Annotated in this window: 15 protein-coding genes; all 15 read right to left on the minus strand. The window is 72.2% G+C overall.

Annotation, left to right across the window (positions count from 1 at the left end):
* Positions 1–381: 381 nt before the first annotated feature.
* The 15 genes from ACFV6X_RS28385 to ACFV6X_RS28455 all read right to left on the minus strand — a co-directional run bounded on the left by ACFV6X_RS28385 (position 382) and on the right by ACFV6X_RS28455 (position 21,060).
* Positions 382–2,052, minus strand: a complete 1,671-nt coding sequence (locus ACFV6X_RS28385) for a glycoside hydrolase family 13 protein (protein ID WP_385388038.1) — start codon at positions 2,050–2,052, stop codon at positions 382–384.
* Between the two features lie 97 nt (positions 2,053–2,149).
* On the minus strand, positions 2,150–2,779 hold the full coding sequence (locus tag ACFV6X_RS28390; RefSeq protein ID WP_385388040.1) for a class II aldolase/adducin family protein: 630 nt from the start codon (positions 2,777–2,779) through the stop codon (positions 2,150–2,152).
* Positions 2,776–4,020 carry a 3-oxo-tetronate kinase gene (gene otnK, locus ACFV6X_RS28395; RefSeq protein WP_385388043.1) on the minus strand — a complete coding sequence of 415 codons (1,245 nt, stop codon included), beginning with the start codon at positions 4,018–4,020 and terminating at the stop codon, positions 2,776–2,778. The genes ACFV6X_RS28390 and otnK overlap by 4 nt, the downstream gene beginning before the upstream one ends.
* Positions 4,017–4,697: an aspartate/glutamate racemase family protein gene (locus ACFV6X_RS28400; protein ID WP_385388046.1), complete on the minus strand. Its 681-nt coding sequence runs from the start codon at positions 4,695–4,697 to the stop codon at positions 4,017–4,019. Before ACFV6X_RS28400 ends, otnK begins: the two co-directional genes overlap by 4 nt.
* Positions 4,697–5,653, minus strand: a complete 957-nt coding sequence (locus ACFV6X_RS28405) for a hypothetical protein (RefSeq protein ID WP_385388049.1) — start codon at positions 5,651–5,653, stop codon at positions 4,697–4,699. The genes ACFV6X_RS28400 and ACFV6X_RS28405 overlap by 1 nt, the downstream gene beginning before the upstream one ends.
* 27 nt (positions 5,654–5,680) lie before the next feature.
* The gene (locus tag ACFV6X_RS28410; RefSeq protein WP_385388052.1) at positions 5,681–7,192 is read right to left on the minus strand and encodes an L-fuculokinase; all 1,512 of its coding nucleotides are present in this window, start codon (positions 7,190–7,192) and stop codon (positions 5,681–5,683) included.
* Between the two features lie 256 nt (positions 7,193–7,448).
* Positions 7,449–8,861, minus strand: a complete 1,413-nt coding sequence (locus ACFV6X_RS28415; protein WP_385388055.1) for a GH1 family beta-glucosidase — start codon at positions 8,859–8,861, stop codon at positions 7,449–7,451.
* Positions 8,858–10,900: a hypothetical protein gene (locus ACFV6X_RS28420; RefSeq protein ID WP_385388058.1), complete on the minus strand. Its 2,043-nt coding sequence runs from the start codon at positions 10,898–10,900 to the stop codon at positions 8,858–8,860. Before ACFV6X_RS28420 ends, ACFV6X_RS28415 begins: the two co-directional genes overlap by 4 nt.
* Positions 10,881–13,391 carry a glycoside hydrolase family 2 TIM barrel-domain containing protein gene (locus tag ACFV6X_RS28425; RefSeq protein ID WP_385388061.1) on the minus strand — a complete coding sequence of 837 codons (2,511 nt, stop codon included), beginning with the start codon at positions 13,389–13,391 and terminating at the stop codon, positions 10,881–10,883. Before ACFV6X_RS28425 ends, ACFV6X_RS28420 begins: the two co-directional genes overlap by 20 nt.
* Before the next feature lies 1 nt (position 13,392).
* The gene (locus ACFV6X_RS28430) at positions 13,393–15,870 is read right to left on the minus strand and encodes an alpha-mannosidase (RefSeq protein ID WP_385388064.1); all 2,478 of its coding nucleotides are present in this window, start codon (positions 15,868–15,870) and stop codon (positions 13,393–13,395) included.
* Positions 15,867–16,532 (minus strand): SIS domain-containing protein, encoded by a 666-nt coding sequence (locus ACFV6X_RS28435; protein ID WP_385388066.1) that lies wholly within the window; start codon positions 16,530–16,532, stop codon positions 15,867–15,869. Before ACFV6X_RS28435 ends, ACFV6X_RS28430 begins: the two co-directional genes overlap by 4 nt.
* A 236-nt stretch (positions 16,533–16,768) precedes the next feature.
* Positions 16,769–17,797, minus strand: coding sequence for an ROK family protein (locus ACFV6X_RS28440; RefSeq protein WP_385388068.1), 1,029 nt, complete (start codon positions 17,795–17,797; stop codon positions 16,769–16,771).
* A 7-nt stretch (positions 17,798–17,804) separates the two neighbouring features.
* Complete coding sequence (locus ACFV6X_RS28445; RefSeq protein ID WP_385388071.1) at positions 17,805–18,743, minus strand: carbohydrate ABC transporter permease; 939 nt, start codon at positions 18,741–18,743, stop codon at positions 17,805–17,807.
* Positions 18,740–19,693, minus strand: coding sequence for a carbohydrate ABC transporter permease (locus tag ACFV6X_RS28450; protein WP_385388073.1), 954 nt, complete (start codon positions 19,691–19,693; stop codon positions 18,740–18,742). Before ACFV6X_RS28450 ends, ACFV6X_RS28445 begins: the two co-directional genes overlap by 4 nt.
* Before the next feature lie 8 nt (positions 19,694–19,701).
* Positions 19,702–21,060 (minus strand): extracellular solute-binding protein, encoded by a 1,359-nt coding sequence (locus ACFV6X_RS28455; protein WP_385388076.1) that lies wholly within the window; start codon positions 21,058–21,060, stop codon positions 19,702–19,704.
* Between the last annotated feature and the right edge of the window lie 332 nt (positions 21,061–21,392).

Raw genomic sequence — 21,392 nt, forward strand, 5'->3', positions numbered from 1 at the left:
CGTCGCAATCCACACCGAACCGGAAGGCCCTCACCTGTTCAAGATCCCTCAACCGAGACCTCGCTCACCCGTCCACAACCTCCCGGAACACAACACCTACGGCATCCTCCTCGCAGCGTCCGCTGCCGGCAGCAACCGCCAGGCGGCATCTCCTGCCCTCGCTCGTCAGTACTGCACCCGTGGCCAGCCGTGCGAGCCGGCCCAGACACCGGCCGTGCCCTGCTCGCCGATCACGGCCGGCACCACCGCGCCCAGACGCAGAGCGAGGCCCACCACACAGCGGTGAGCGACCGCTGGGAACAACACGACAGCCCGCACGACGTCACGTCGGCCTCGCCCCCACCGCCATGTGGACGAGCGGTCCGCATTCACCGCCGGTGGTCACATCCGGCCCGCATGCATGGCAGATCCGCCCAACGCGTTCGCGTACCACACCGCCGTGTCCGGTGGGAGGACGTGAGCGGCAGCCGGTAGCGGCGCACTCGAGAGCAGCGGCCGGCGTCCCGGCTGCACGGGCACCTCGTCGGCGGAGACGTTGACCACGCAGCGCAGAGGGCCGACGCCGAAGTCCAGGACGCGCGGGTCGGACTGTTCGTTCCACTCCAGTTCGCTGTCGGCCGGGACTGCGCGCCGGAGGCGTGTGGCCCTGCGGTAGAGGTTGAGAGTGCTGTCCGGGTCCCCTCTCTGGGCCTCGGCGGACAGCGCGGCGAAGGCGGCGGGCTGGGGCAGCCAGGGTGCGCCGGCACCGAAGCCGTACGACGGCCCTTCGCCGTTCCAGGGCAGCGGCACCCGGCAACCGTCGCGGCCCTTGCGAGCTCCTCCGGAGCGGTGGCGAACCGGGTCCTGGAGCACTCCGTCGGGCAGCTCCGCCACCTCGGGCAGACCCAACTCCTCGCCCTGGTAGAGGTATACGGCACCCGGCAGGGCCAGCAGCAGGAGCGCGGCGGTACGGGCGCGGCGACGGACCGCGTCCGGGCCGAGCGACGGTGCGGTACCCGCGGAGAGCAGCCAGGCGTCCGGGGTCGTGCCGGGCGGCAGCAACAGCCGGGAGGCATGCCGGACCACGTCGTGGTTGGACAAAACCCAGGTGGGCGCAGCGCCCGTTGCCCGGGGCAGGGCGAGCGACCGGTCGATGGTGGCGCGAAGTGCCGCCGGGTTCCAGGCTGCCTTGAGGAAGTCGAAGTTGAAGGCTTGGTGAAGTTCACCGGGCCGGGTGTAGAGCGCTCGTCGGTCCAGCGCGGCCCACGATTCGGCGACGGTGGCACGCGGCGGGGTGTAGGTGTCGACGACCTCGCGGAAGCCGCGCAGCAAGGTGTGCACGTCGTCCCGGTCCCAGAATGGGTGCCGGCCCTCCCAACCCTCACCGACGATGGAATGGTGCACCTGGTCCGGGCCCAGGTCGCGCAGCGGCTCGGCCAGGTCCTTGGCCATGCCGTGGGCGACGTCGAAGCGGAAGCCGTCGACGCCCCGGTCGAGCCAGAAGCGCAGGATCTCGTGGAACTCGGCGGTGACCTCGGGGTGGGACCAGTCGAGATCGGGCTGTTCGGGGGCGAACAGATGGAGGTACCACTGCCCGTCGGGGACGCGCTGCCAGGCCGGGCCGCCGAACACCGACCGCCAGTCGGTGGGGGGCAGCGCGCCCCCGTCACGGCCGTCGCGGAAGACGTATCGCGCACGGGCCGCGCTGCCGGGCCGCGCGGCCAGCGCCTCCTGGAACCAGCGGTGTCGCACGGAAGTGTGGTTGGGGACCAGGTCGATGATCACCCGTAGGCCGAGGTCGTGAGCGCGGGCGAGCAGGGAGTCGAAGTCGGCGAGGGTGCCGAAGAGCGGGTCGACGTCGCGGTGGTCGGCGACGTCGTATCCCGCGTCGGCCATGGGCGAGCGGTAGAACGGCGTCAGCCACACGGCGTCCGCTCCGACGTCGGCGATGTGGTCCAGGCGTGCGGTGATGCCGGGCAGGTCGCCGACACCGTCGCCGTCTCCGTCGGCGAAACTGCGGACGTAGACCTCGTAGACGACGGCGTTGCGCCACCAGGCGGAGGATTCGGGCATGACGGGTCCTTGGAAATACGAGCCGGGTCCGGCTGGAGGGAACATGGGCGACGGCGGGACGCCCCTGCTCCGGGTGCCCGCCGGGCGGATCGGGGAGTCAGGGGCGTAGTGCGGCGTACTCGTCCGGACTGAGGGTGCGGACGCCGCGGTGCTGGGCCAGAAGCAGGTGGATCCGGGCCGTCTCCTCCAGCTCTACGGCGGCTTGGATCGCGGTGCCGAGATCCGCCCCCATGGTCATCGATCCGTGCTGGGCGAGCAGGCAGGCGCGGGTGTCCGGCGACAGGCGGTCGGCGAGTGCGGCGAGCCTTTCGCTGCCGGGCGGCGCGTAGGGCAGGAGGGGGACGGCGCCGAGCCGCATCACGCTGTAGGGCGTGTAGGGCGGGAACACCGATGCGTGCTCGGCCGGTTCGAGGCAGGCCACGGCGACCGCGTGGGTGGAGTGGAGGTGCACGACGGCCCCATGGTGCGGTAGCCGCGCGTAGACCCGCAGGTGCAGCGGAGCCTCCTTGGTGGGCGGCGGCCCGGCCCGGTGCCGCCCCGAGGAGTCCAGGACGCTGATGTCCTGTGCCGTGAGAGCGCTGAGCGGGAGACCGGTCGGGGTGGTCAGGATGCCGTCCGCCGTGCGGACGCTGGCGTTACCCGAACTGCCCGGGCTCAGCCCGAGCGCGGCGAGGTCGCGACACGCTGCGGCGAGGGCGTCGGCGGTGTTGGCAGGGGTCGCGGTCACAGGACGTCCTGCGCGGTGGTGAAGAGATCCTCGGCGCCGAAGTTGCCCGACTTCAGCACCAGGTTGAGGGTGTGGCCGCCATGGGTCGCCTCGGTCCAGGACACGCCCGGGGCGATGGCGGGGCCGATGCGCAACCGGGACACTCCCAGGGCCTCGACGACAGCTCCGGAACTCTCCCCGCCGGCCACGAGGAAGCGCCGCACGCCCCGGCAGGCCAGTGCCCGGGCGCAGTCGGCGAGGGCCCGCTCTGCAGCCTGGGCGCTGCGCTCGACGCCGTAAGCCTCTTGGGCCGCGCGCACCTGCGCGTGGTCGTCGGCGGAGTACAGCAGCACGTCGCGGCCGGCGTCCAGGTGCGCGGCCGCCCAGGCCACGGCGTGGGCGACGGTGGCTTTCGGCGACCGAACGAGGTCACCGACGGACAGCAGCCGGTGCGGCAGCAGTGACCGGGCGTGGCGGATCTGCGCGACGGTGGTGTCGGAGACACTGCCGGCCAGTACGGCCAGGGGGCCGGGTGCCGAGCGAACGCGTGCGGCGGCGGCACCCGGCCGCACGGGCGGCAGGGACAACGCCAGTCCGGATCCACCGGTGATCAGTGGCAGGTCGCGGGTGAGTCGCTCGATGACCGACAGGTCGTGGCCGTCCAAGGCGTCGGTGACGACGACGCGTACTCCCTTGGACACGAGGTCGGACACGTGGTCACGCGCCGCCGTCTCGCCCGACCGCAACACGCGGTGCGGCAGCAGACCTACCCGGTACCGGGACTGCGCGCCCATCACCCGCACCAGGTCCGGGTCGGTCATCGGGGTGAGCGGGTGGTGCCGCATACCGCTTTCGCTGAGCAGGCGGTCGCCGACGAACAGATGGCCCTGGTACACGGTGCGGCCACCCGCGGGGAAGGCGGGGCACGCGATGGTCCAGGGCGCTCCGGTGGCCTCCAGAAGGGCGTCGGTGACGGGACCGATGTTGCCGCGTGCCGTGGAGTCGAAAGTGGAGCAGTACTTGAACCAGATCCGGTCGAAGCCGGCGCGCGTCAGCTTCCGGTGGGCGTCGAGACAGGCCGCGACGGCCTCCTCGGGCGGCACGGTACGGGACTTGAGGGCCACCACCACCGCATCGGCGTCCTTCGGCGGCCGGTCGTCAGGGCCGACGGTGACCACGACGCGCCGCCCGGTGGCCGCCAGGTTGCCCGCCAGGTCCGTGGCGCCGGTGAAGTCGTCCGCCACACAGCCGAGTCTGCTCATGCCCGCTCCTCGCGTGCGGTCACGCCGGCGAGCTGGGCGGCTCCACCGCGCGGCGAGGAGAGCACCGGCACGGTGATCCGCCCGGCCGAAAGCCGGTCGACGACGGTGGCCATCGAGGCCTGTGCCAGCACCAGGACGTCGTGATCGGCGGCCAGACGCAGCGCCTCCGCCGCGATCAGTTCGTCGTGCCGGTCCGGGTCGCCCGAGGTGCGCGCCTGGTAGGCGCCGGGACAGGTCGTGGTGGTGACGGTGACGTCCGTTCCGGCCCGTGCCGCGCGACGGCGGACGAGGTCCGCGGTCGGGCGCAGCGTGGAGTCGAGCGTGGCGAGTACGGCGATGCGCGGTCCACGCTGCACCGCCTGGGACGCCATCGGCTCGTCGACCCGGAGGACGGGGATGTCGACCAGGGGGCGGGCGGCTTCGGCGAAGGGACCGACCGACGAGCAGGTGACGAGGACGGCGTCCGCGCCGGCCGTCTGGGCCCCGATCACGTACGAGGAGAGGCGGGCGGCGGTGCGGGGCAGCGGGCCGAGGGCCACGGTGTCGTTGAGCAGGCTCTCGTCGACCACGTGGTAGGTGTCCACGTTGGGAGCGAGTTCCCGCACCAGCTGCTCGAAGAGGGCGGGCAGCGCGGTGACGGTGTGCAGGACGCAGACGCGGGGCCGGGCGGCGGGCATCAGACACCGGTCCTCTCGGCCTCGGCCGTGCTCCACCAGGGCCGACCGTGCGTGTCGACGATGTCGGCGAGCAGGCGCAGCCTGTCGGCGCTCGGGCCGCGGAGGGCGGCTACGGGATCCTCCGCGTCCAGGGCGTTGCTCCACAGGGCGCGTCCGGCGAGGAATCCGGAGGCCCCGGCGCGGCACGCAGCCTCGACGGCACGGGGGAAGTCGTCGGCGGCGACGCCCTGCGAGAGAACGACCCAGGGGACGTCGACGACCGCGTCGATGCGCTCGGCCTGGGCGGCGAGTTCCGCGACGGTTCCCTTGCCGCCGTCGGGGACCTGGCACTTGTAGAGCGAGGGGCTCGAAGGGGCGAGCTCTCTGGCGGCTTCCACGATGGAGTCGTTCAGGCGGAACGTTCCGGACGCCTCCTCCTGCCGGGTCGGGCGGGCGACAGGTTCCAGGACGGAGGCGAGGCCGGCGTCGCGGCACAGCCGAACGAAGCGGTGCGCCAGGGCGACGCGTCGCTCACGCCGGTCGTCGCGGCGCCAGATGACGAGGAGTTTCAGGCCGCGAACGCCCTGTGCGGCGGCGGCCTCGATGTCGGCGTCCTCGTCGAGTGACGTGTCGTGCACGGCGCCGCCGGGTGGCTGGTCCAGGGAGTCGACGGCGAGGATGGGAGCGCAGCCTCGCGGCAGGGCGCCCGCGGCGGTCACCTGGTGGTACCCGTAGTCGCGGTCGAGAAGCAACGCCGAGGCGTACGGGCCCAGTTCACGGGCGACGGCGAGTTTGAAGTCGGTGAGCCGCTGGTCGGGCACGGCCTCGCCGGGCACGTCGGCGCGCTCGGCCATCATCGTGCGCAGTGAGTCCCGCTGGTCAGCGGCGACCATGGCGAACGTGCCCGACGGGCGGGCCAGGGCGGCCGGTGCGACGGAGCCCCCGGCCAGGGTTTCAGGGTGGCGGACGGCGGTCATCGGGGTTCTCCTCGTTGGCTGTTCCGGTCACCTGTCGTGGGCGCGTTCGGCGCCGCGCACGGCAGGTGCGGTGACGTAGGGCAGGAACCGGCGCCGGTGTTCGGCGCGGTAGGCGTGGGCGGTGTCCGGCTCCGGGACGAGTTCGGTGGCGGTGGCCCGCAGGGCGGCGGGATCGTGGCCGAGTGCGGCGCCCGACCAGGCGGCAGCACCCAGCGCGGGGGCCTCGGGCTCGTGGCACACACGGGTGGGCCAGGGGCTGACGGCGGCCTTGAGGGCGGTCCACGTGTGCTGCCGGGTCGAGCCTCCCAGCAGCGTCACGAAGGCCGGGGGCCGGCCGGTGAGGGCGGCCTGGGTGTCGGTCATCCACCGCACGTGGTGCGCGGCTCCTTCGAGCAGCGCCCGGGCCAGGTGGGCGAGGCCGTGCCGAGGCCTCAGGCCGAGGATGTCGCAGTGGGCCTCCGGGTCGGGACAGGGACTCGACCGCCCGTCCGGGTAGGGCGCGAACAGCAGGCCGGTGGGGCCGTCCGGGGCCGCGGCTACGAGGCGGGCGAACGCCTCGTAGCGCTCGGTGCCGGGCCTGCCGGCCAGGCCGAGGTACTGGTCGCAGAACCACTCGACGAGCGCGCCGGAACTGCGCATCCCGGCCAGCACGATCCAGTGGGAGCCGTCCACGTGGCGGCCGAACGACATGCCCTGCCGGGCCGCGGCCGCCGCGTCCGGCGCGTCGGTGCTCACGGTGAGCACCGCTTCCGCCGTGCCCATCGAGTCGGCGACCTGCCCGGCCGTACGCACTCCCGCCGCCCAGGCTCCGACCAGGTGGTCGTGGCCGGCGACGACGACCGGCGTCCCGGCCTTCAGGCCGGTGGCGGCGGCCGCGTCGGCGGTGACACGGCCGACGGGCCGCCCGGGCCGGTGCACCGGCGGCATGTGGTCCTCCGTCAGCCCCGCCTCGGCCAGCAGGTCGGGCTGCCAGGATCCTGTGTGCGGATTCCAGGCCAGTGTGCGCTGCGCGAAGGTTGCGTCCGTGCCGAGGCTGCCCGTGAGGGCGTGCGCGACGAGGTCCACGGCTCCTGCCCAGGCCGCGGCGCCGGCCCGGACCTCGGGGTGCTCGGCGGCCAGCGCGCACCACTTGGCCAGGGGCACTTTCGCGCTGGGCAGGACGCCTGTGCGGGCGTGCAGGGCGAGCGCCCCGTGGGTGGTGCGCAACCGGTCGGCCTGGGAGGCGGGCGCGGGGTCGGACCAGGCAAGTACGGGGGTGAGCGTGCGTCCGTCCGGTGCGAGCAGCGCGCCCGCCTCGGCCATACCGGTCAGGCCGACGGCCGCGGGCGCGCGACCCGCCTGCCGCACGCAGCTGGCGAGGGTGTCCAGCGCCGCACCGAGGAGCTCACCCGCGGGGTGGGTGTGGCCGGCGGTGTCGCGGGGGGTGTCACGCTGGGCGCGGGCGACGACCGTACCGGAGAGATCGGTGAGCAGCGCCTTGCAATGGGTGCTGCCGATGTCGACGCCTGCGAGGAGTGGGGTGCTCGCGTGTCCGCTCATGACGCCTGCCCGGTGGGACGGCCTGGTGACGGCGGCGCAGCGGCGTACGGCCGCCGGTGCTCTCTGCGTTCACCGGTGCGGGCGCGGTGGTGATCACCGTCGGGCCGGCCGTACGGTCCCCCGGCCGACGGCCACCGCCTCGGTGTCCGTCGGCCGGTGTGCCGCTCGGCGAACGGCGTACGGGGACGAGGAGTTGGGACTGCTCCGGCGCGGGGCACGCACACGCGGCCCATGGAGGACGGTCGTCGGCCTGGGCTCACCGGTCCGGCTCCCCGGTGGTGAGGACGCCGGGAATGGCGCCGTCCGCCGCCGCCCGCGCGTACCAGTGGCCGCTGTCCTTGACCGTGCGGCGCTGCGTCGCACGATCGACGTGGACGAGGCCGAAGCGGGGCCAGTAACCCATGGCCCACTCGAAGTTGTCCATCAGCGACCAGTGGTAGTAGCCCTCGACCGGCGCGCCGAGGGCCAGCGCCTCGTGGACCGCCTTGAGGTGGCCGTGGAGGAACTCGATGCGGCGCCGGTCATGGACGGCGCCGTCCGCAGCAGGTTCGTTCCCGTAGATCGCGCCGTTCTCCGTCACCAGCAGGGGCACTCCGGGATAGTCGGTGTGCAGCCGCAGCAGCAGATCCCGCAGGTCGTGGGGAACGATCTCCCATCCCAGGTCGGTGCGCGGCACGCCGGGGCGGCCCTCGGCGACCCGCCACGGCCAGGGGCCGTCGCCCTGGTCGGCGCGGACGATCCGGCGGGTGTAGTAGTTGACGCCGATGAAGTCGCTGCCCGCGGCGATGGTGTCGAGGTCGCCGTCGCGGACGAAGTCGAGCGCTCCGGCGGCCTTCTCCCAGTGGCGGCGCATGTCGTCGGGGTAGCCGCGGCCATGGACGGGGTCGAGGAACCAGCGGTTGACATACCCGTCGGAGTGCCGGGCGGCCTCGCGGTCGGCGGGGTCGCCGGCGTTGTCGGGGGTGTGCGGAAACAGGCTGTAGGCGATACCGGTTCTGGTGTCGCCGCGGGCGCCGGAGCGCAGTTCTCCGGCCGCCAGGCCGTGCGCGAGCAGCAGGTGGTGCATGACGGTGACCGACGCCCTGACGTCCTTCTCACCGGGGGCGTGCAGGCCGAGCTGGTGGCCGAGCACTCCGACGATCCAGGGCTCGTTGACGGTCACCCAGTCGCGCACCCGGTCACCGAAGGCGTCCCGGCAGACGGCGGCGTACCGGGCGAAGTGCTCGGCGGTGTCGCGGTTTCGCCAGCCGCCGGACTCCTGCAGCGTCTGCGGCAGATCCCAGTGGTAGAGGGTGACGAGCGGCTCGATGCCCCGCTCCAGCAAGCAGTCGATGAAGCGGTCGTAGTGCGCGAGACCGCGCTGTTCCACATTCCCCCGCCCCTCGGGCATGATCCGGGGCCAGGCGATCGAGAAGCGGTGCGCGTTGGTGTGGAGGCGGGCCATGAGGTCGGCGTCCTCCTCGGCGCGCCGGTAGTGGTCGCAGGCGACGTCCCCGGTGTCGCCGTGCTCGACGGCGCCGGGGGAACGGCAGAAGCGGTCCCAGATGGACTCGCCCCGACCGTCTGCGTCGACGGCGCCCTCCACCTGGTACGCCGAGGTCGAGGTGCCCCAGCGGAACCCGGGCGGGAAGTGCAGCGCGCCGGTGGGGCCGGGTCGGTCGGTGCTCACAGCTCCTCCTGGAATTCGGGCAGGCCGAGGGCGTGTTCGCAGGCGTACAGCAGCACTCCGGCGGACCAGGCGTGGGAGAGCGTCAGCAGCATGCCCTTGGCCTGGAAGCAGTCGGTCTGGTAGAAGCGCTCGCTGACCATGCCTCGGTAGGCGTTGAAGTCTCCGTCGGCCCGGGCGACGAACTGCCGGAAACAGTCCAGGTTCTCGCGTGCCGAGCGCAGGTAGTAGGGGTCGCCGAGGTGGCGGGCCAGGCGGACGGTCTCGGGCAGACAGATCAAGCCGAAGGCGTGCAGGTGCTGGTTGGAGGGGGAGGCCTGGTCCGCGCCGCGGGTGCGGAAGCCGTAGCGGCCGAGCAGGGTGCGGGGATCGAAGCGGACGTCGTAGGTGTAGCGGAACGTCAGTGTCCAGTCGGCGGACCGTCGTGCCAGGTCGAGCCACCGGCCGTCGTGGTCGCCGGCCTCGTGCAGGAGGGTGTAGGCGATGACCGCGTTGTAGCCGTCCTCGGAGGTCGGGGCGAGGGAGACGTCCTCCGGCGCGCCGCACAGGAACTCGGATGTGACGTCGGCGGCGTAGGCGTGCCCGGCCCGCCGTGCCGCCTCCAGGTAGTCGGGGGCGTCGAACAGGGCGGCCGCCTCGACGAGGGCGCTGACGAAGGCGAGCCCGGCGGCACCACGGTGGTCGACGGCCCCTCCGGTGTCGGCGCGGTGAGCCGCGGCGAGGCGTCCGGCGACCGGGTCCTGCCCCCGCAGCACGGCCCCGAGGTTGGCCTTCACCGCCCGCTCCCACACGGGGTGGTCGACGCCTCGGGCCCGTTCGGCGCGCAGTGCGCGCAGAACGAAGAGGGTGGCGTCGCCGAGGGTACGGGCGTGCAGCTTGTTCGCGTCACCCGTCCAGCCCGCCGACCAGCCGCGGGCGGCCGTCCACTGACCCCAGAAGGTGCCGCCGGGCGTCAAGTGGGAGCAGATGTGGTCGAGCACGCCGGTGGCGGCGTCGGCCATGGCCACGTCACCGGTGCGGCGCGCGTGCAGCAGCAGGGCGTGCGCGTAGGGTGCGCCACTGACCCAGGAGACGTGCATGGCCTGCCGGTCGCCGCGCTCGCCCAGCGCCTCACGGTCGAAGGCGGCGGTCTCCAGCAGGACGGGCGGATCGGCGCGGTAGTGCCACCGGTGCAGGCCCTCCGCGCTCAGCGCGGCCGCCTCGCGCACACCGACCCACGCGGCGGCTTCGCCCGGCCTCGCGGTGTCGGTGTGCAGGGTGCGCAGGACGGGCGCGTAGGCGTGCGGATCGGCGTCGAGGAGGTGCAGCGTGAAGGTCAGGGTGTGCCGCTCCCCCGGTTGCCAGCGGTGCTCGGGCAGGTCGGCGGGGCGTGGCCGGTCCGAGCCGTAGTACGACACCGGCTCCTCACGGTAGGGAGCGTGCAGCCGCAGCGCCGGGTGGTTGTCGTCGACCAGGGCGAACCCGACGCCGTGCTGGCCCAGGCTGCCGTGTTCCCCGGTGGCGAGCGCGGCACCGGCGCGGCGGTCGCGGGCGAAGACGGCTGGTGTGGCGCAGCGATCGGCCCGGAACGACCAGGCCGGCGCGGTGAGGCCCGTCGGGTCGTCGTCGTCGGCCGGGGCGAAGCGCGGGAAGGGGCGGGAGGAGCCGGGCAGGCGGTTCTGCCCGTAGAACACGCCGGGCACGAGCCAGCCGGGGTCGTCGGTGGGGCCGAGCCGCACCTCGACGCGCAGGCCCGCCACGACGGGGTCCGGGGCGGCGCGGGTGACTGTGAGGATTGCCGTGTGCCGACCGTGGCCGGCGGGTTCGAGGCGCAGGTCGGCGTGGAAGCCGCCGGCGGAGCCGGTGGCATGGACGGTGCCCGCCGCGCCGGTCACCACGGAGGCGGCGGGCACGGCCAGGCAGGTGCCGTCGGCGGCGAGGAGGCCGACCACGTAGGGGAACCGTACGAGGCCGTCGTCCGCGTCACGCAGGGTGAACCCACCGTGCCCGCAGCGCGGTTGCGCGATGGCGGAGGCGAGCGAGTCAGTCGAGGAGACGGGCATCGGTGTTCCAGCCTTCGAGAAGCAGGGCGCGCCCTTCGAGAGGTGCGTCGCGCCAGGTGACGGGGAGGCGGACGGTTTCGCCCGGCAGCAGGTCGATCATGGAGTCGTCCGGTACGGCCCAGCCGGCGGCGGCGTAGGGCCGGGCGTCGGTCAGGGACAGGCCCAGTGCCGCGGGGCCTCCCCTGTGGGTCAGGCGCACGGCTGCGAGACCTGTCTCGGCCTCGGTCTCGATGCGGGCCGGCGCGAGGTCGAACAGCGGGGCCAGGTCATCGGTGGTGCTGTGGATGTAGCGGTTGGCCGCCAGCAGTCCGCCTTCGTCGTCGCGCAGCGTCAGGTCGAGCAGGAACAGGGGGCCGGGGATCTCGGAGAGGGGCACGCTCAGTTCGCCGTTGCTCTCACCGATGGCCTCGCCCTCCAGGGTCAGGGCACGGACCAGGACGGTGCTGGCCCCGCCACCGCTGCCGGTGCCCGGGTGCGTGCGCCACGCACGGGGCGTCGCGGTGAAGAGGCGGCGCCCGCCCCACGCCTGGGTGGCGAAGGACGCGCAGACGTGGTCGGGCCGGTAGGCGCGGCGCACTCCGTAATAGGCCGGCTTGGGATCGCCCCGGTGATCCACGGCGGCCGTGCACCAGGCGTTGGGGAAGGGCTCGTTGAACTGCCACGGCAGGGCACCGCTGCTGCGCGGAGCACGGCGGAGGTTGGCCTCGACGGCGTAGCGCAGTCCGTCGTACTGGAGCTGCTGGCTGGCCCGCCGCATTCCGTCCACGTCGACCGGTCGGCCACCGAACGCGGCGCGGACCAGGGGGGTGTTGTTCCACCATGCGCCGAGGTGCTCCATGACGGGGTTGTCGCGCCCGGTGGGCCACTGCCGGTCCTCGGGCACGACGTGCTGCCAGGTGCGGCGGTTGGCCATGCCCTCGACGCCGAACTCCGAGTGCAGCAGGCACGTTCCCGCGTCGTACAACTCCTGGTGGGCTCCGAGGCCCTGGTGCTCCCAGGGCCCGTGCACGTCGTGCTGTGCCTCGGGGTCGGCGCGGATCAGGTCGAGGCGGTTCAGGAAGGCGCGACCGGAGGGGGATCCGGGCAACCACGCGCGGCCGGGGTCGAGTTCGGCGACGACGCCGGCGAGGCGGGCGATCACGGGGGCGTCCGACTCCGACAGCGGGCGGGCCGTGGCGGTGTCGTGCAGTTCGTTGCCCGGACCCCACAGTGCGAGTGCGGGGTGGTGGCGCAGCGCCGGGACGATGTGCCGCGCCTCCTCCTCCATGAGCGCGAGGTAGTCCGGGTGCTCGGCGGGCACGCTGTCGATGCCGGAGCTGGACAGGCTGAACTCCTGCCACACCAGCAGGCCCAGCCGGTCACAGGCGTCGTAGAACCTCTCGCTCTCGATCAGCCCTCCGCCCCACACCCGCAGCAGGGTCACGTGTGCGTCGGCGGCGAGCGTGAGCAGGTGGTCCAGGCGCCCCGGCCGGGCGGCACCGTACAGGACGTCGTGGGGTACCCAGTTCCACCCCTTGGTGTACAGCCGGCGGCCGTTGACCTCCAGGGTGTACGGCAGGGCGTCGGCGGGCGCGCCGGGGTTGGGGCGCAGGACGACGCGGCGGAAGCCGCAGCGGCGCTCGGCCCGGCCGACGGTCTGTCCGGCCGCGTCGCGCAGGCTCACGGTGACCGTGTAAAGAGGCCTGTCGCCATGGCCGTTGGGCCACCACAGGCGTGGGGCGCGGACGGTGAGGCGTGCCGAGACCTCCTGGGCCCCTGCGGCGTGGCCCACTTCGGTCCGGGCCACGTCCCTCCCCTCGGGGTCGCGGACGGTGATGCGTACGCTGCCCGGTGTGGTGGCGTCGAGCCGGGCGGTGACGTCCACCGTGCCGTCGGGGCCGTTGTCGGCCAGGCCGGCTCCGACAGTGGTGCCGGCCAGGCGAACCGGTCCGGCGATCTCCAGTCGCACCGGCTTCCACACCCCCTGGTGGACCATCCGCGGGCAGAAATCCCAGCCGTAACCCATCCGGGACTTGTGGGTGCGGACCCGGTCGGTGCGGCCCACCTGCGGCTCGCCGGGCGGCGCTGCGTGCACGGCGACGGCGAGCAGCACGCTGCCCCCACCGCTGGGCACCCGGTCCGTGAGGTCACATGTGAAAGGCGTGTACATCCCGACGTGGTGGGCCACCTCCGCGCCGTCGACCAGGACGGTCGCCTCGTGATCGATTCCGTCGCAGTGCAGCAGGACCCGCTGCCCGGGCCCGAGCGGCGGCACGGTCAGCGTGCGCCGGTAGAGCCAGGTGCGCTGCGGCACCCATTCACTGAGCAGGCTGTCGGTGCCCCGGTACGGGTCCGGTACGACGCCGGCCTCCCGCAGGTCGTCGAGGACGGACCCGGGTACCCGGGCGGGCAGCCACCCGGGTTCCCCGCCGGGCCGGCCGGGTCCGCACAGCCAGCGCCAGGTGTCGCCGAGGCAGCCGCGCAGTTCCCAGCCGTCTGTGAGGAGCTGCACGTCAGGCGTCCTCGGGCGTGCGTGGGTGGTCCGGGGTGAGCTCCAGCAGATCGGTCTCGGTCACCGGCAGTTCCGGATCGCGCGGTACGCGGAACGTCCTGATCTCGTGACGGCCGAACTCGGCCTCGATGACGCGGTCGCCGAGCATGGGCAGAGCGATGCGCGCACCTGCCGGCCGTCCCTGGGACTCGTAGGCCCGCACGACGAGGTCTCCCGAGCCGTCCTCGGCGCCCTTGACGACGGTGACGACGACGGGGCCCGCTGCGTCGTCGACGTTGGCCCGCACCTGCGCCAGCGGGCCGCTGTGGAAGGTCTCCAGAAGGGCGAAGGCGGGCTGGTTGAGTTCGGCGGCGCGGCGCGCGGGGTCGGCGACACGCCAGTCGGCACCGTGCGGCAGGAGCAGGTAGCGGAACTCCTGCCGGCCCTGGTCCAGGTACTCGTAGACGCCGTCGTCGTCGAGGACGCGCGGCTCGTGCCAGGCGTAGACCGGGCTGCGCAGGGCTGTCATCCCGATCTCGGCACCGCGCACGTCGTGTCCGTGCTTGCTGTCGTTGACCACGGTCAGTCCGGCCCGCGCGCCACCCGGCAGTGTGCCGGTGACGTCGACCCACGCCTGAGTGGGCTCCTCGGTGCCGTCGGGGCTGCGCTCCAAGTGTCCGTAGGGAATCTCGTGGGTGGCGGTGACGTCGGTGAGTGCGGTGGGGAAGCGCAGCTTGAGCAGCTTCAGCCGTTCGTGCCAGTCGACGACGGTGCGGACTTCGACGTGGCGCGCGCCGGCGGACAGGACGAGCTCCTCCGCCATCTCCGAGCGGCCGTAGGTGCTCTCGACGCGCAGGACCGCGCGGACGGGGCCGGACTCGACCAGGCGGCAGCGGCCGGTCGTGAAGTGGCCGATGACCCTGTCGTAGGAGTGGATGCGATGGCCCCAGGTGTCGCTGGGGTCGTCGACGACCACGGCATGGGCGCCTGGGCCCTTGGGCATCAACTCGGCGCCGGTCTCCTTGTCCACCAGGGAGCTCAGCCAGCCGGTGGCCGGGTCGACCTCGATCCGCAGGTGCTCGTTCTCCAAGCTGCTGTCGGTGGCGGTGACGGGCCCCTGGCTGCCTCGCTCCGCGCCGTTCACGAGGTGATAGACGCGGTGGCCGAGCGGCGGGACGCTCGCGCGGAACGCGAGGCGCCCGCGGTTGCCGACCATGGTCGCCTCCGACCGGGTCAGCTGGACAGGCACGGGTGCGCCGGTGTCGTCGGTCAGCCGGACGGCTGCGGCCTGGCCGAACTCGACCTCCACATCGCCGTCGAGGGTCCAGGGGTGCGGGTTGAAGACGACCAGGGGCGTCGTGTCCTCGCGCAACGGGATGTCGATGCGGCGGGCCACGGCCTGCACGGCCCTGTTGAACACGTCGGCCGCGATCGAGCGGGCCCGGCCGTACTCGTCGCGGGCGTCGTCGTAGGCGGAGCGGACGGAGGTTCCCGCCAGGATGTCGTGGAACTGGTTGAACAGCACCAGCTTCCAGGCCTCGGTGAGCTGGTCGCCGGGGTACTGCTCGCCGGTGACGACGGAGGCCACGGACGCCCACTTCTCGGCACGCTGCAGTTCGTTCTCGGCGCGGCGGTTCCAGGCCTTCACCCCCGAGTGCGCCGAGTAGCAGCCGGGTCCGTGATGCTGGAGCTCCCCGGTGTGCACGGGGACGTCGTCGCGGTCGCTTATGCGGGAGAAGAACGCCTCGGGGTGGCTCAGGCGCAGGGTGGGCAGGCCGCCGAGGGAGTCCAGGCGCCGGATGGAGTCGAGGTTGGCCTTGGTGGGTCCGCCACCGTGGTTGCCCACGCCGTAGAAGACCATGAGTTCGGGTTCGTCCGGCGGCATCAGCGCAAGCGACTTGTCGAGGTGGTTGCCGATGTCGGTGCCTGGTGTGCCGTACTCGTTGGGCAACCGGTAGGCGGTGACGCGGGAGCCGTCGGGGGATTCCCAGTGGAAGAACTGGCCCGGCAGAACCTGCTCGTGGGGACCGGGCCGCAGGAAGACGTAGCCGTCCATACCGGATTTGCGCAGGAGCTGCGGGATGGTCGCGTTGTGCCCGAAGGGGTCGAGGTTGCTGCCGATCGTCGCGGCCCGCCCGAACTTCTCCAGCAGGTAGCGCTGCCCGTACAGCGCCTGGCGGACGAAGGACTCACCGGCGGGGATGTTGCAGTCCGGCTCGATCCACCAGCCGCCGATGACCTGCCAGCGCCCCTCGGCCACACGTTTCGCGATGGTCGCGAACAGCTCGGGGTCGTGCTGTTCGATCCACTCCAGGTACATCACGGAGTCGCAGGTGAAGACGAAGTCGGGGTATTCCTCCATGCGGTCGACGGCGGACTGGAAGGTGGCGCGTATCTCCTGCAGGCCCTCGGGTTTGCGCCACAGCCATACGGGGTCGATGTGCGCGTTGCCGACGAGGTGCAGCAGCCGGTCGCGGGAGGCGGGACGGGGCGTGCTCATACGGCGGCGGTCTCCTGTCGGTCGTCGTGCGGTGCGGTCGTCGTGTCGTCGCCGGCACCGCGCTCCCCGGCGGCCCAGGCGTCGACGTGCTCGCTGAGCAGGTGCAGGAGGGTGAGGTGCGTCTCCTGGATGCGCGCGGTGGCGGTGGCCGGCGCGACCAGGGTGAGGTCGGCGTGCTCGGCGGCAGGCATGCCCTCCTCCGTCCCGCCGGCGAACAGGACGGTCACGGCTCCGCAGGAACGCGCCTGCTGCAGTCCGCGGACGACGTTGCCGGAGCGGCCCGAGGTGCTGAAGGCGATCACCATGTCCTCGGGCGTGGCGAGCGCCTGGATCTGGCGGGCGAAGACCTCGTCGAACGAGTAGTCGTTTGCGATGCACGACACGACCGTGGGGTCGGTCACCAGTGAGACGGCGGGCAGCGGACGGCGCTCGCGCAGGAAACGTCCGATGAGCTCACCAGCGAGGTGCTGGGCGTCGGCGGCGCTGCCGCCGTTGCCGAAGGTGTAGAGGCGGCCGCCGCGGCGGTAGACCTCGATGAGCCGGTCGCCCACGGCGCGCAGCGCGGGCAGGAGGGCGTGCAGCCCTGCGACGGCGGCGAGGTGGTCGGCGAGCTGGTCGGCCGGGGTGAGGGCCCCGCCTGGGCGGGCGATGGGGGTGGACATGTGTCTCCAGGGATGACAGCGGTGTGCGGTGGTCGGTCGGCCCGCCATGACATTCGGGCACGGGCGCAGGGAGGGGGCGGTGGGGGGGACGTGGGCGGTGTACGGGAGGGGGAAGAGCGGTGGGTGCGCCGTGGCCGGGGCGCGGGTGACCGCGAGTTTGCGGAAGTCATCCGCCTTGCCGGGGCTCGGTCGTCCGGCCCGTGACGGGAGGAGCGCGAAGTATCCGGAGTAACCGATCAGTTGAGCTCCCCCTCGTCCGAAACGTGAGGTACGTCGACTGTGCCGGCCAGTCGTTCGAAGGCGATGGCGGCGGCGCCGAGCACGCCGGCCCGGTCGCCGTTCGCGGCGGGGACAACGCGGACCGCCCGCGCCGCCGGGCGCATCGCGAGGCTGGCGACCGCGCTGCGTACGGGTGCCAGGAGTTGCTCACCGGCCCGGGTGACTCCGCCGCCCAGGACGACGACCTCGGGCTCGTAGAGGTTGACGATGGAGGTCACACCCTGCCCCAGCAGCGCGGTGGCCTCGTCCCACAGCCGGGCGGCCAGCGGATCGCCCGCGCGGGCCTCGCGGGCCACGTCGGCGGCCGTGGCGTCCTGCGGCAACGAGGTGTACTCCCCCCGCCCGACGGCCTCCCGGGCCAGTTCGCCCAGGGACGTGCCGGAGGCGTACGCCTCCAGGCACCCGGTCCGGCCGCAGCCGCGGCAGGGCCGGCCCTCGGAGCGGACGGTGATGTGGCCGGGTTCGCCGCCGTTGCCGGCCGCCCCGCGGTAGGTGCGTCCGTCGACGACGAACCCGCCGCCGATCCCCGTCGAGACCGTGAGATAGGCGAGGTGCCGGGTACCGCGGCCGGCACCGAAGCGCCACTCCCCCGCGGCGCCGGCCGTGCCGTCGTTGTCCAGGACGGCGGGCAGTCCGTAAGTGCTCTCGGCGAGCCGGGTGATGGGAACGTCGACCCACCCCGGCAGGTGTGGCGGGCACAGCACAACGCCCCGCGCGGAGTCCAGCGGGCCGCCGCAGCCGATGCCGCACCCCAGCAGCCGCGCCGGCGCGTCACCCGGCTCCACGCCTGCCTGATCGAGCGCATGCTTCCCCAGGTCGAACAGGCGCGCGAGCGATGCCTCCGGTCCCCCTGAGATGTCGGTGGGACAGGTCACGAACGACCGCACCTCGCCGTTCCCTCGCACGACTCCAGCGGCCAGCTTGGTGCCTCCGACATCCAGCGCGAGCACGGCATCGCGGGCACGGTTGTGTGGGGGGTGGGTCATTGTTTCCTCATCCCTTGCTTCCGGTCGTCGCCACGCCCTCGGTGAAGTGCCGCTGGCAGACGAGGAAGGCGATGATCATGGGCAGGGTGACGACGAGGGACGCCGCGCAGACGATCTCCCAGCGCATCTCGCCACCGGCGCCGAACTGGTCCAGCACCGCCTTGAGTCCACGGGGCACGGTGTACAGGGCGGGGTCGCGAAGGTAGATCAGGGGGCGCACGAGGTCCGTCCAGGCGGCCTGGACCTCGAAGATGAAGGTGACGACGAGCGCCGGCCGGCACAGGGGAACAGCGATCCGCCAGAACAGCGTCCAGTAACTGGCGCCGTCGACGCGCGCCGCCTCGAAAAGTTCGCGGGGCAGCCCGAGGAAGAACTGCCGCAGCAGGAAGATGTAGAAGGCGCTCCCGAACAGGTTGGGTGCCCACAGGGGTACCTGACTGCTGGCCAGGTGGAGCCAGTTCCACACCAAGTACTGGGGCACCATGGTGACCGCTGCCGGCAGCATCATCGTGCCGATCACCACGGCGAACAGGGCGTTGCGGCCGGGGAAGCGGAAGTAGGCGAATCCGAAGGCCACCAGTGCGCTGCTCACGGTGACGGTGACAGCGGCGGCGAGGGTGACCGCGACGCTGTTGCCGACCCAGGTGAGCAACGGCACCGCGTCCCAGATGGCGACGTAGTTCTGCCACTGCCACACATGCGGCACCAGCGCGTTGTCGAAGACATCCGTGGAAGGCTTGACGGAGGCGCTGAGCAACCAGAGGAACGGGTAGAGGAACGTCACCGTGGCGGCGGCCAGACCGAGCCCGCGCAGGATGCGGCTGAGAGGCCTGGCTCCGGCCCGGGACGTGAGAGTTCCCTCTCCCGCGTGACCGGGCAGCTTTCGGTTCCGGTCGTCCCGGTGTGCGCGGCGAGCAGCCGCCTCGGTCGCGGAGAGCTGTGTCACCGCTCCTCCCCTTCGTAGTAGACGAACCGCTTGCTGACCCTGGCCTGGATGAGCGTGATGGCGACGATCACGAGGAACAGCAGCCATGCGAGGGCGGAGGCGTAGCCCATGTGGAGATACTGGAAGGCCTGCTGGAAGAGGTAGACGACGTAGAACAACGCGGCGTCGTTGCTGTACGTCTGGGAGTTGGCGCTGCCGAAGAAGGCGGTGTACGCCTCGGTGAAGGTCTGCAGCGACGCGATGGTGTTGACGATGAGGGTGAAGAAGAGGGTCCCGGAGATCTGCGGCACGGTCACATGGCGGAAACGGTTCCACCGGCCCACTCCGTCGAGCTCGGCCGCCTCGTACAGCTCACGTGGCACGCTGCGCAGCGCGGCGAAGTAGATGATCACCGTCGACCCGACCGACCAGAGGCTCGTCAGCACCAGGCCCGGTTTCACCCACTGGCCGTCCGTCGTCCAGCTGGGACCGGTGACACCCACCCAGCCCAGCACCTCGTTGATCAGTCCGACGTTGCCGTTGAACAGCAGCAGGAAGAGGATGCCGATGGCCACGGGCGGGGTCATCACCGGCAGGTAGAAGATGGTGCGGAAGACGCCCGAGGCGCGGCCGGCCTTCATCAGCAGCATCGCGAGCACGAGGGCCAGCGCCATCTGCAAAGGCACGCGCAGCGCGGTGAACACCAGCGTGTTGGTGAGGGACTTGGCCACCGAGGGGTCGGCGAAGAGCTGCTGGTAGTTGGCGGTGCCCACGCCGTGCGTGGTGCCGATGCCGTCGTAGTCGGTGAACGACAGAACCAGGCTGGCGATCATCGGGCCGGCGGTGAAGACGAGGAAGCCGAAGACCCAAGGGGACAGGAAGCCGTATGCGGCCCAGGTCTCACGGCGGCGCCGGCGCTTCACGGCGGCGCCGTCCGCGACGGCACGCGGTGCGGGAGTGTTGGTCGTCATGGGGGTGCTCACCTGCCCTCGTTGGCGATGTCGAGGGCGCTCTGGGCCTGCCGCTGAGCCTGGTCGAGCGCCTGCCGCGGGCTCTGCTCACCCGAGAGCACCCGGTTGACCGCGTTCTGCCAGGCGTTCTTGAACTCCGTGCCCGCGGCGTTGGAAGGCACGGCGAAGCCCTGCCGGGAGATGTCGAAGAGGGTGCGGGTGGCCTTGTCGAACGCCGCGTTTCCGGTGGGCTTCCAGATGTCGTGCTCGATGATGCGGTCGGCCCGCAGGTTGCCCGTGACGTCGCCGGTGTAGGCATGACCGGCGTCCCGCACCTCCTTGGCCTTGGTCTTCGCCGCGTGCACCCAGGTGCTGGTCGCCGTCATGGTCTTGATGAACGTGCAGGCCTCGTCGAGGTGGCGGGTGCCCTGGGGGATGGCCCATCCGAAGCCGGACGTCCAGTTCAGCGTCTTTCCTCGGCGATCCTCGAACACGCCGGTCGCGAGGGCCACGTCCGGGGAGGAGCCGGCGAGGACGTCGACGTACCAGTCCTCCATCGGCATCGCCCCGATCTGGTCCGTGGCGAACTGGTTCTCGGCACCGAACTGGTCGAACGAGTCGCGCAAGGACTTGAATCGGCCCCAGCCGCCCTGGGCGTTGATCAGGCCGACGGTGTAGGTCAGCGCCTCAACGACCTTCGGGTCGCTCAGTTGCGCGGTGCGTCCGTCGGGGCTGATGAGGTCGGCGCCGTTGGCCTTCGCCCATAGGGGGAGGAATTCGGGGATCTTCGGATCGAAGCCGATGCGGGTCAGCTTCTTCCCGTCCGACTTCTTCAGCCGCTCGGTGAGGCTGCGCAGCGCCTCCCAGTTCCCGGTGTTCACGTCGGACGCCTGCATGCCGTTCTGTTTGACCACGTTGTCACCGATGAGCAGGAGGCGGCTGTTGTACGAGTCGGGCAGTGCGTAGACCGTCCCGTCGAGCGATCCCTCGGCGAGAGCCGTCTTGTTGAACAGGCCGAGGTCGATCCGCTCCTTCTTGATGCAGTCGGTCAGGGGCACCAGCGCTCCGCGGGCGGCGTAGCCTCCGATCAGGGTCCGGTCCATGTGCACGGCGTCGGGCGGATCGCCCGCGGCGACGGCCGACAGGAACTGCTGCTCGTCGAACTGCCCTTCGTTGACCTGGATGTGCAGACCCTTCAGAGCGGCTCGCGCCGTGTCCATACGGTCCGCGGCCAGGGCATCGTCCATGCCGTACCCCAGGGTGGTGAAGGTCGTCGACGCGGTGTCCGCGAGACTCACGCCACCGCACCCCGTGAGGACGGCGAGCGCCGCGGTCACGGAGACGAGCGCGAGAGTGCGGTGTGCGGTGCGGTGATGTGCTGCCACCATCGGCTCTCCTTTGAGGAAGCTGGCTACACGGGAGATCGAAGGGCTGACGCGACAGCAGGCGGGTCAGACGGCTCCAGGTGTGTGGCATCGATCCCACATGAGAACGTAACCACACCCCCTCCGTGCGTCAACGGGTCTGCGGGGACTCATGGAGTCGAAGTGCGCATCGTTATCTCGGGTCAGCGGTCGGCCCGTTGGGCGCAACGGAGGCAGCCGGAGCCGAACGTCACGCCGAGCCAGGTCCGGCAGAGCACCCCGCACAGCGGCACGCATGCCGGCGAGCGGGCCCTGTCGGAACGTGGGAGTCGTCCTCATGACCTCGCACGAAGCCC

The organism is Streptomyces sp. NPDC059861, from assembly GCF_042731435.1.
Classification (GTDB): Bacteria; Actinomycetota; Actinomycetes; order Streptomycetales; family Streptomycetaceae; genus Streptomyces.

What these genes read in the sequence shown, in the direction of transcription:
- ACFV6X_RS28385 (WP_385388038.1), bottom strand. Translation starts at nt 2,052, where the DNA reads ATGCCCGAATCCTCCGCCTGGTGGCGCAACGCCGTCGTCTACGAGGTC.
- otnK (WP_385388043.1), bottom strand. Translation starts at nt 4,020, where the DNA reads ATGAGCAGACTCGGCTGTGTGGCGGACGACTTCACCGGCGCCACGGAC.
- ACFV6X_RS28400 (WP_385388046.1), bottom strand. Translation starts at nt 4,697, where the DNA reads ATGCCCGCCGCCCGGCCCCGCGTCTGCGTCCTGCACACCGTCACCGCG.
- ACFV6X_RS28405 (WP_385388049.1), bottom strand. Translation starts at nt 5,653, where the DNA reads ATGACCGCCGTCCGCCACCCTGAAACCCTGGCCGGGGGCTCCGTCGCA.
- ACFV6X_RS28410 (WP_385388052.1), bottom strand. Translation starts at nt 7,192, where the DNA reads ATGAGCGGACACGCGAGCACCCCACTCCTCGCAGGCGTCGACATCGGC.
- ACFV6X_RS28420 (WP_385388058.1), bottom strand. Translation starts at nt 10,900, where the DNA reads ATGCCCGTCTCCTCGACTGACTCGCTCGCCTCCGCCATCGCGCAACCG.
- ACFV6X_RS28430 (WP_385388064.1), bottom strand. Translation starts at nt 15,870, where the DNA reads ATGAGCACGCCCCGTCCCGCCTCCCGCGACCGGCTGCTGCACCTCGTC.
- ACFV6X_RS28435 (WP_385388066.1), bottom strand. Translation starts at nt 16,532, where the DNA reads ATGTCCACCCCCATCGCCCGCCCAGGCGGGGCCCTCACCCCGGCCGAC.
- ACFV6X_RS28440 (WP_385388068.1), bottom strand. Translation starts at nt 17,797, where the DNA reads ATGACCCACCCCCCACACAACCGTGCCCGCGATGCCGTGCTCGCGCTG.
- ACFV6X_RS28450 (WP_385388073.1), bottom strand. Translation starts at nt 19,693, where the DNA reads ATGACGACCAACACTCCCGCACCGCGTGCCGTCGCGGACGGCGCCGCC.
- ACFV6X_RS28455 (WP_385388076.1), bottom strand. Translation starts at nt 21,060, where the DNA reads ATGGTGGCAGCACATCACCGCACCGCACACCGCACTCTCGCGCTCGTC.